The sequence below is a fragment of the Micromonospora sp. CB01531 genome (assembly GCF_001905095.1).
Taxonomy (GTDB): Bacteria; Actinomycetota; Actinomycetes; order Mycobacteriales; family Micromonosporaceae; genus Micromonospora.
The window spans coordinates 1-8,712 of the sequence record NZ_LWLS01000012.1 but is presented as its reverse complement, the minus strand read 5'-3'; the positions used below and the strand labels follow the sequence as shown (position 1 = coordinate 8,712).

8 protein-coding genes are annotated in these 8,712 nt (G+C 68.0%); 3 read left to right on the top strand and 5 right to left on the bottom strand.

Going from position 1 to position 8,712, the window contains the following annotated elements; genetic code table 11:
* The 4 genes from A6A27_RS47070 to A6A27_RS47335 form a co-directional block, all read right to left on the bottom strand.
* On the bottom strand, positions 1–396 hold a 396-nt coding region (locus A6A27_RS47070; RefSeq protein ID WP_198940178.1), incomplete at its 3' end, for a transposase.
* Positions 397–435: 39 nt separating this feature from the next.
* Positions 436–765, bottom strand: coding sequence for an RNA-guided endonuclease InsQ/TnpB family protein (locus A6A27_RS44810; RefSeq protein WP_241825059.1), 330 nt, complete (start codon positions 763–765; stop codon positions 436–438).
* Entirely contained in the window at positions 762–1,142 is a 381-nt protein-coding gene (locus A6A27_RS44805; RefSeq protein ID WP_198940179.1) for a hypothetical protein, read from the bottom strand. The genes A6A27_RS44810 and A6A27_RS44805 overlap by 4 nt, the downstream gene beginning before the upstream one ends.
* A 50-nt stretch (positions 1,143–1,192) precedes the next feature.
* On the bottom strand, positions 1,193–1,375 hold the full coding sequence (locus A6A27_RS47335) for a helix-turn-helix domain-containing protein (RefSeq protein ID WP_083672409.1): 183 nt from the start codon (positions 1,373–1,375) through the stop codon (positions 1,193–1,195).
* A 174-nt stretch (positions 1,376–1,549) separates the two neighbouring features.
* On the opposite strand from A6A27_RS47335, the gene A6A27_RS03975 reads away from it, so the two are divergent.
* Positions 1,550–3,226 carry a discoidin domain-containing protein gene (locus tag A6A27_RS03975; protein ID WP_073833028.1) on the top strand — a complete coding sequence of 559 codons (1,677 nt, stop codon included), beginning with the start codon at positions 1,550–1,552 and terminating at the stop codon, positions 3,224–3,226.
* Between the two features lie 85 nt (positions 3,227–3,311).
* Entirely contained in the window at positions 3,312–3,425 is a 114-nt protein-coding gene (locus tag A6A27_RS47330) for a zinc ribbon domain-containing protein (RefSeq protein ID WP_443189942.1), read from the top strand.
* Positions 3,426–3,606: 181 nt separating this feature from the next.
* On the opposite strand, the gene A6A27_RS03970 is transcribed toward A6A27_RS47330, so the two are convergent.
* A complete protein-coding gene (locus A6A27_RS03970; RefSeq protein WP_143193869.1) occupies positions 3,607–4,959 on the bottom strand; it encodes a LysM peptidoglycan-binding domain-containing protein in 1,353 nt (450 codons plus the stop codon).
* Positions 4,960–5,475: 516 nt separating this feature from the next.
* On the opposite strand from A6A27_RS03970, the gene A6A27_RS03965 reads away from it, so the two are divergent.
* Entirely contained in the window at positions 5,476–8,379 is a 2,904-nt protein-coding gene (locus A6A27_RS03965) for an AfsR/SARP family transcriptional regulator (RefSeq protein ID WP_073833024.1), read from the top strand.
* The last annotated feature ends 333 nt before the right edge of the window (positions 8,380–8,712 follow it).

Genomic DNA, 8,712 nt, shown 5'->3' with positions numbered 1-8,712 from the left:
GGCCCGGAACTCGCTCAACACCGAAGCGTCGAAGCCGGTGTCGGCCAGATCCAGCCCCAGCGCGTACTTCCACGACAACTTGTCCCGCACCGCCTCGGCCGCCTGCCGATCGGTCAGGTTCTCCACCAGCTGAAACACCGTGATCAACGCCAGCCGCCCCGGAGACCAACCAGGACGGCCACGGACCCCGAACGCCGCACCGAACTGCTCATCAGCGAACAGCTCACCCAACTGATCTCGCACCACCACCGGCAACGGTGCCTCACGCCCTGCATACATCGCACGAATCGCCGCAACCACCTGCTCATCAGGCTCGGGCCACGGCCGCGGTTGCATCGACATCACACGACCCGTTTCCGCGGCTGTAGAGGGGAAGGAAACCGCAAAATCGATCATGCATTCACGGCGAGGCAGCAACCACCGCAACACACCCAATTAGCCAGCAGGATCCAGCATGCTGCGGAACTGACCCCACGCCGCGTCGGAGATGACACGGGCAAGGCGACGGTTGCGGAGCATGTTCCGCACGCTGAGGTCTTCGATCGCGACCGTTTGAGTCTCACGGACGAGAGTGGTCAGCTTGTGCAGATGGTCCCGCCGCCGGTCGGCGACACGGGCATGGACGCGGGCCACCTTCACTCGGGCCTTCGCACGGTTCGCGGAGCCGTCCTGTTTGCGGGCCAGGTTCCGCTGCGCCCTGGCCAGCTTCCGCCGGTCGGCCTGCCCGTACCGCGGGTTGGCCACGTTGCCCTGCTCGTCACTCACCCCAGGCATCGGACGCGACAGGGTGAGCAGACTGGTGATGCCCGCGTCCAACCCCCCTCGACCGCGACGGGCGGCAGCGGCTTCACGGCCGGGTCCTCCACCAGGATGGACACGAACCAGCGGCCGGCGACGTCCCGGGACACCGTGACCGTGGAAGGTTCCGCCCCCTCCGGCAGAGGCCGAGACCACACGATGTTCAGCGGGCTGTTCATCTTCGCCAGGGTGAGCCGGCCGTAACGCCACCGGAAGGCGGAGCGGGTGTATTCGGCCGACGCCCGCGACTTGCGCTTGAACTTGAACCGCGGATACCGGGACCGCTTATCCCAGAACGCCACAAACCCAGCCTGCAGATGCCGCAACGTCTGCTGCAACGGCACCGACGACACCTCGTTCAGAAACGCCAACTCATCGGTGCGCTTCCACCCGATCAGCCACCCGACGACTGAACGTACGTAGTGCGCCGGCGGTCCACCGCCCACGCCCGAGTGCGGGCTTCCAACGCCCGGTGGTACACCAGACGCACGCACCCGAACGTCCGGTTCAACTGCCCAGCCTGTTCAGGCGACGGGTAGAAGCGGTACTTGTAAGCCCGCTTCACCACCTCACCCATGCCTCACATCCTACCAACCGTCCATGTAAGACGATCACCCAGGGGAGGAAGCGGCGTTTCCTCCCGGCCCTGAACGGCCGGGTTTCCACGCCGCAAATCCGATGAACTAACCAGCACTGCGCAGCGTCGTGTTGGCTGATCCAATTTCTTTGGGAAGGCCGAACCGTGCGACCGATGACCGCGCCTGGCATCCTGACCCGCCTGCTCGATGCGCTCGCCCGCATATTCCGACCGGTGACCCGGAGCTATCTGCGGCTCAACGCAACGCTCCGCCGGGTCGTCGCGGCCGGCACCGCGATCTTGGTGGTGGCGGTCGGCGCCGTTGCGGTGAGCCAAGGGATGGGCGTAATCAACGGGCAGAACACCCCACTCGTCGGTCGCGCGGTGCCAGCCGAGCAGCTTGCGCAGATCCATGCGGCCGCCCTGTCGTGCCCAGCGCTGACCCCGGCGCGCCTGGCCGGGCAGATCATGGCCATCTCCGAGTTTAACGTCAATGCCAAGACCAGCGCCGGCGGCGTGGGCATCGCCGGGCTGACCGCGCCGCAATGGGAGCAGTGGTCGCCGTGGCCGGACGCGCAGCGGCCAGACCCGGGCGCGAACATCCTCGCGCTCGCGCACTATATGTGTGACCTGCTGGGCCAGTTGCGCGTGTCGCAGGTAGCCGGCGATGCGTGGCGCAACGCCTTGGCCGCAACCGCTGCGGGCGTACCGGCGGTCGTCTCCGCCCGGGGTGTGCCTGGTGGCGCCCCGGCCCGATTTGTCGACGCGGTCGTCCGCTACGCAGACTGGTACGCCCTGCAGCCTGGCTTCACCCCCGCATCCCCGCAGGCCGGCGTGCCGCTGGGGGCGGGCGTGCCGAGCGCGGGGACGCCCGCCAGACCCGTACCAAACGGCTACCTGGCGTCCGTGCTCGCCGCCGGCAAGGTCTGCCCAGCCATCACGCCACCCCGCGTCGCCGCCCAGCTGATGGCGTCCTCTGGCTTCAACCCCAACCTGCTCGGGGCAAACGGCGCGCAGGGCGTAGCGCAGTTCCTTCCGGAGCTCTGGCGGCAGTACTCCTCATCGCAGCTGTCGCCGTGGGACCCGACCGTCGCCATCCTGATGCTCGGCAGGGCGATGTGCGATCAGGTAGCGCAGCTGAACGGGCTGGGCGAGGATCCGTACACCCTGGCGCTCACCGCCTTCCGGTGGGGGCCGGGCGAGGTCCGGCGGGCCGCCGGGAAAACCGAGCCGGCCAGCATGCGGGAGTTCGCCACCGCTGTTCTTGGCTACGCCGACTACTATGCGCGCGACGCTCGGCTAGGCAGCGCGTCGCCATCGCCATCGCCATCGCCGTCGCCGTCGACGTTGCCGTCACAGGCGCCAGCCACCGCCGCCCCGACGGGCAAGCCCAGGCAGCCGCGGTCCGCCCCGCTGTCGCACCCCGCCCCGCCCGCTAAGCCGGTGGTCAACCTCGCGCTACACCGCAAGGTGGTCGCCTCCAGCTTCCAGGACACGAGATTCGCGCCGTACCAGAACTTCCCTGCGGGCCTCGCCGTCGACGGTAACGGGGGCACCCGCTGGAGCAGCCTGGCTGAGAACCCATCCTGGATCTACGTCGACCTCGGCGCCGTACACAACCTGGTCGGAGTCCGGCTGGTGTGGGAGACGGCTTACTCCAAGAACTACGAGATCCGCGTCTCCAACGACGCCAACAACTGGACCACCGTGCGCCAGGCTCCGAACGGCAACGGCGGCGTCGACCAGTTCACGTTTTCGGTCAACGCACGGTACGTGAAGATGTACAGCATCACGCGCGGCATTGACGCGTACGGCGTGTCGCTGTGGGAGTTCGAGGTACTCGGCAGGTGACCTCGGTTGGTGGCGTGAAATGCTGATGGATGCGATACCCGACTTGAATTATGGATCGTTAGTGATCATAGATTGATCGCGTGAAATTTCTACCCAAACGGTCTTCCGGTGCGTCGCCTGCGGACACCAGGACCACGCCGACGTGAACGCGGCCAAGAAACATCCTCGCCGCCGGGCTGGCGGTAACAGGGCGCGGTGACCTGGCCACAGGGCTGTCCGGGAAACGCCAACCACCCGAACGGCTCGCGGCGTGAACACGCCTCAGCCACGGGAATCCCCCGCCATTCAAGCGTGGGGAGTAAGTCAAGATCTCGGGCGATAGATCTGGTCGGCACGCGGCTCGACCAGCGCCACTGCCGAGCGCGGTTCCGTGGCTTGGGCTATTCGTCGTCAGGCACGACGGCGATCGACCACCGCGCTCGCAGCACGCTTCCGATCATGATCGGCACGGCGAGTCGATCTGTACGCGCCATCAGCTGCCGGGCCGCGCGCAGCTCCGCACCGCGCAGCCCGAGACTGATCACGACAGCCCGGCCGCTGCCCCGCCCTGGGCCGACCGCCGCCTGCGGCTCCGGAAACGTGGCCACCCACCGGCAGCCCAGAGGCACGGCGTCCGGTTCGAGCGCGCCGCCCACGAAAATGACGTTGGATCCCGTGGCGTGCACCTGCCGCGCGAGCGCGAGCGCCTGCCGTTGGGAGGCCTCCAACGCGCCGGTGATCGTCAACACGTCCGAGGCGTGAGACACGTCAACCCAGAGGGTGCCGTGTGCTGCGTCGCCCACCACGACACGCAGGCCATCGGCCGATGGCTTGCCGGGGGGTTCGACCCAGCCGTATGCGAGGTGCTCCTCGGCGCCGGTGAGCCGGACGTCGAGCCGATCGCCGCCGCTGTGGACGGTGGCCCGTAGCCCGTCAACGACGCCCACCTCGGGCGCCGGACCGACCTGCTCCGCAGCCACCGACGAGGCCTCGGACGCCGACCCAACCCGCTCGGCAGCCACCGACGAGGCCTCGGACGCCGACCCAACCCGCTCCGCTGCCACCGAGACCACTGACGCCTCGTTGATGACCGAAGCCGCCACTGTTGCTCCCTGAGCCGCTACGGGCGGCGCGACCCGGTCCACAGCGTGCGACGAGGGGGCGGGCAGCATGGGCGGGATCGGAGACGGGAGAAGCTCGGGGACGTCGTTGGACCGGCTCCGGCGGATGACGCGCAACACTACGGCGAGCAGAATCACCACCAACCCGAACGCGCCGATCCACTGCAAATAGCCGGAGGAGTTGGTCCCGGACGGGTCGCCGACGGGCGCGGCGAGCGTCGGAGGCGGCGCGGAGGCTGTTGGAGTTGTCGCCGTTGCTGGCGTTGAGCCAGGCAATGCCCCGGTGCGTACGTCCGGGCCTTTCGCGTCCGCCGGCAGCACGAGCACCCATCCGGGCCGGAGGTCTAGCGGGTCGACCAGCCGGGCGCCGTCCGGCTGGGTCCGGTCCTTGTTGAGCTGGTAGATCTCCATGTAACGGTTGCCGTTGCCGAGGGTTGCCGCAGCGATGCCGTAGAGGTACTCGCGCTGTCCGTCCACCGGAGGCTGAACCAGGTAGTACTTGATCGACACGTCCGGCTGTTGCAGGTGGATGCCCGCACCCGCCGACGACGCCGGCCAGGCCAGCTCGGCCAGCGCCGCTGGTCGGCCGACGTTCGCGGCCGCGGCGGACTCCACTGGTAGCAGAGAGAGCACGATTCCGATCGCATAACCCAACGCCACGCTCCGCCAGTGACGGCACCGGCCGGCCCGACCGCTCACCGACATCATTCCCTTCATGTGGCCCGTCACCTGACGGCACCGGCATTCCCGACCCGTACCCCTGTCCATAGGTGGTCGGTCCGTTCCATCCTGGCTCGTACCCGTCAACCCATTCGACGCTGGTCAACGCCCCTAGCCATGCATGTAGAACGTGGACAATTTGATCTGGCTACCGGTCGGTCACTTTAGGTCGGCGCTCGCTGCCCAGCTCGTCGATGTGCCGCCGTCGCACGCCTCCGACGCACGGGATATTCTCGATCGCGGCGGTGGCCATGGCGGTGTTCCCTCACTCGTCACAGTCCGAGTCGTGTCCCAGTGTAGGGTCTCAGCTTCGGCCGCCGGTCCTGGAATTCGGCTGGAAGGAAGTCCAGACGCGGCTGGAGCGGGGATGGACACGAGAAAGGCGTGTCAGGACAGCCGGCGGTTACATCGGCCACGACATGGAGCGCGATGGTGTTTATCCGGGTGCTGGGCTCGTTGGAGGCCGAGACGGGATGTGCGTCGACCAATCTTGGTGGGCCGAGGCAACGTGCCATCCTGGCCCTGTTGGTGGCGGCGCGTGGTCAGGTCGTCTCGATCGACCGGCTGATTGAGGATCTGTGGGGTGGGGAGCCGCCGGCCCAGGCGTTGAAGACCTTGCAGTCGTACGTGTCGAATTTGCGCAAGTTGCTTGAGCCGGGCCGTGAACCGGGCACCCCGGCTCGTTTCCTGGTCAGCGCCTCGCCCGGCTATGCGTTGCGCCTTGATGAGGATTCGGTCGACGCGTGGCGGTTCGAACGGCTGTCGTTCGAGGCCCGCGAGGTCATGTCCGGGGATCCCGCGTCTGCCCGGCGTCTTCTGGATGAGGCGCTGTCATTGTGGCGGGGCGGGGCGTTCGCGGAGGTGGCCGACGAGCCCTGGGCGGCGGCGGAGGCCGGCCGTCTGGAGGAGTTGCGGCTGTCTGCCCGTGAGTTACGGGTCGCGGCGGCCCTGCGGTCCGGCCACGTTCTCGGGGCTGCGCTGGAGGCCGAGCGCCTCATTGGTGAGCAGCCGCTGCGGGAGGAGGGGTGGCGCCTGTACGCGTTGGCCCTGTGGGCTGAAGGGCGCCAAGCCGACGCGTTGGCCGCCTTGCGGCGGGTCCGTTCCGTCCTGGCCACCGAGCTTGGCCTAAACCCCGGCCCCGCCCTGGTCGAGATTGAGGAGGCGATCCTCACTCAGCGGATGTCGGTGCTGCAGGCCGCGGTTGGGTCGGCGGACGCTTCCGATCCGGCGCAGGCGTCCCACTCTGGCCCCTCACCGACGGACGCGACCGAGCCGGCGGGGACCGGTGGGAACGGCGTGTCCCGGGTGGTCCGTCCGGCGCAACTGCCGCTGGCGATGCCGCTGTTTAGCGGACGTCGGGCAGAGCTTGCCGCGCTGGACGCGCTTTTGCCCGCCGACGGTGGGCCGCCCGCCACCGTCGTGACCGTGGCACTCGACGGGATTCCCGGGATCGGCAAGTCGACGCTTGCGGTGCACTGGGCACACACCGTGGCCCATCGGTTCCCCGACGGTCAGCTCTTCGTGAACCTCCGGGGCTTCGACTACCGGGGCGCGGTGGTCACCGTCGCGGGAGCCCTCAGCGGCTTCCTCTCTGCGATGGGTGTGCCGACCAAGGACATGCCGACCGATGTCGAGGCGCTGGCCGCGTTGTATCGCAGCACGGTGGCCGGCCGACGGATGCTCGTGGTCCTGGACAACGCGAGAGATGCTGAGCACATCCAGCCGCTGATACCAGGCTCACCGGGCTGCCTGGTGATCGTGACGAGCCGGAACCGGCTCACCGGCCTCGTTGCCCACGCCGGCGCCCACCCGCTCACCCTCGGCGTGCCCTCCATGGACGAGGCGAGAGACGCTCTACGCCGCCGGGTCGGCCAGGCCCGGGCTGCCTGGGAGCCGGAGGCGCTCGACGAGATCATCGAACGGTGCGGCCGACTGCCGTTGGCGCTTGCCATCGTCGCCGCGCGCGCAGTGGCGCATCCCGGCTTATCGCTGGGCAGGATTGCAGCCGACATCCGCGCGAGCCGCGGCAGCCTAGATGCCTTCAGCGGCGACGACCCGAAGAGTGATGTACGGAGTGTGTTCTCCTGGTCCTACCAGATGCTCAGCCCCGCGGCGGCGAGGCTGTTCCGGCTCCTGTCATTGTTTCCGGGGCCGGACATCGGCTTACCCGCGGCGGCCAGCCTCGCCGGTATTCCACGGCGGGAGGCGGCGGCGCTCGTCGGCGAGCTCACCCGGACCCGGCTGCTCACCGAAGACAAGTGCCTTCGGTATAGCTTTCACGACCTGATCCGTACCTATGCGATGGAGCTTGCCGAAGAGCAGGAGCCTGCGGTCGAACAACGGACCACGATGCTGCGAATTTTCGACCACTACCGGCAGACCGCACATGCCGCACACCTACATTTTCGGCCCACAATCGAATCTCCCACACCGCCGGCTCCGCTGCCGAGCGTCACACCGGAAGTCATCGATGACGCTTCGCAGGCGATGGCCTGGTTCATGGCTGAGCGTCACAACCTCCAGATCGCCGTTGGCTGGGCCGCTCGCCACGGCCTCGCCCCAGCTTGGCCGTTCGCGCTCACCCTGCTCATGTTCTACCAACGCACCGGCATGGCTCTCGCCTGGGCCAACACGGCGCAGATCGCCCTCGACGCGGCCTACCACGCCCACGATCTTCCCGGCCAGGCACACATGCACCGCATACTCGCCGGCGCCGATCACTACAGCGGGCACAACGAACGTGCGATCGACCACCTTGAACGCGCGCAGCGGCTGTTCGAGCAGCTGGACTACCCCATGGAACATGGCTATACGCAATGCAACATGGGCTGGATCCGATACAGCCAGGGCCACCACGAGCAAGCACTGAAACTCTACGAGGAGGCATTCGACCTCTTTATACGCGCCGACCACCGCCAAGGCCAGGCCTACGCATTGCAGGGCCAGGGCTTCTGCCAGACCGGGTTCGGCAACCACGAGGAGGCCATCCGCCTGCTCCGCCAAGCCGCAGCTATCTTCGACGACGCCCACAACGACTTCGCCAGGGGCACCACCTGGGACTGGATCGGCGTAGCATTCCAACGGCTCGGAAGGTACGGGGAGTCGATTGAGAGCTTTCAGCGGGCGGTGCGCATCTACCAGGCCTGCGACGCCAAGTTCGACCAGGTCGAAGCGAACATCGACCTGGGGAAAAGTTTCCTGCTCGCCGGCGATCCCGCCAGCGCCCGCCAGGCCTGGCAGGTGGCCCTGGCCATCTGCACCGAGCTCGACCTAGTTGAGTTCGGTGCAGAGGTACGCAAGCACCTCGCGCAGCTCAACCAGCCCACGTCATGATCCCGGGCTCGATGAGCGTCGTCATTCAGCTCGCCCCCCTGCGACGGGCGCCGCCGCGGCTGCCGCCACCGCATCCCGAGACCCTGTTGGCCATTTGATGGCCTGGTAGGGCGCGCGTCGCGCGTTGGTCGGGCTGCGGCTTTGCGATGGTCGGGCGCGGTCGTCTTCCCCCTTCCCGGCCGTAGGATCGGGTGTCTGATGTCGATGCAGCCGTTGCCGTGGCCCGAGCCCGCGGGAGAGATCACCCGGGCGGTCGCGGAGATGTATCGGGGGCGGCGGGCGCCGTTGCCGGTCGCGGTCCGTAACGAGTTGGAAGAGCTGTTCGCCGACGCG

Excerpts from the sequence above, each read along its gene's own strand:
- A6A27_RS03975 (WP_073833028.1), top strand. The coding sequence starts at position 1,550 with ATGACCGCGCCTGGCATCCTGACCCGCCTGCTCGATGCGCTCGCCCGC.
- A6A27_RS03965 (WP_073833024.1), top strand. The coding sequence starts at position 5,476 with ATGGTGTTTATCCGGGTGCTGGGCTCGTTGGAGGCCGAGACGGGATGT.
- A6A27_RS47335 (WP_083672409.1), bottom strand. The coding sequence starts at position 1,375 with ATGGGTGAGGTGGTGAAGCGGGCTTACAAGTACCGCTTCTACCCGTCG.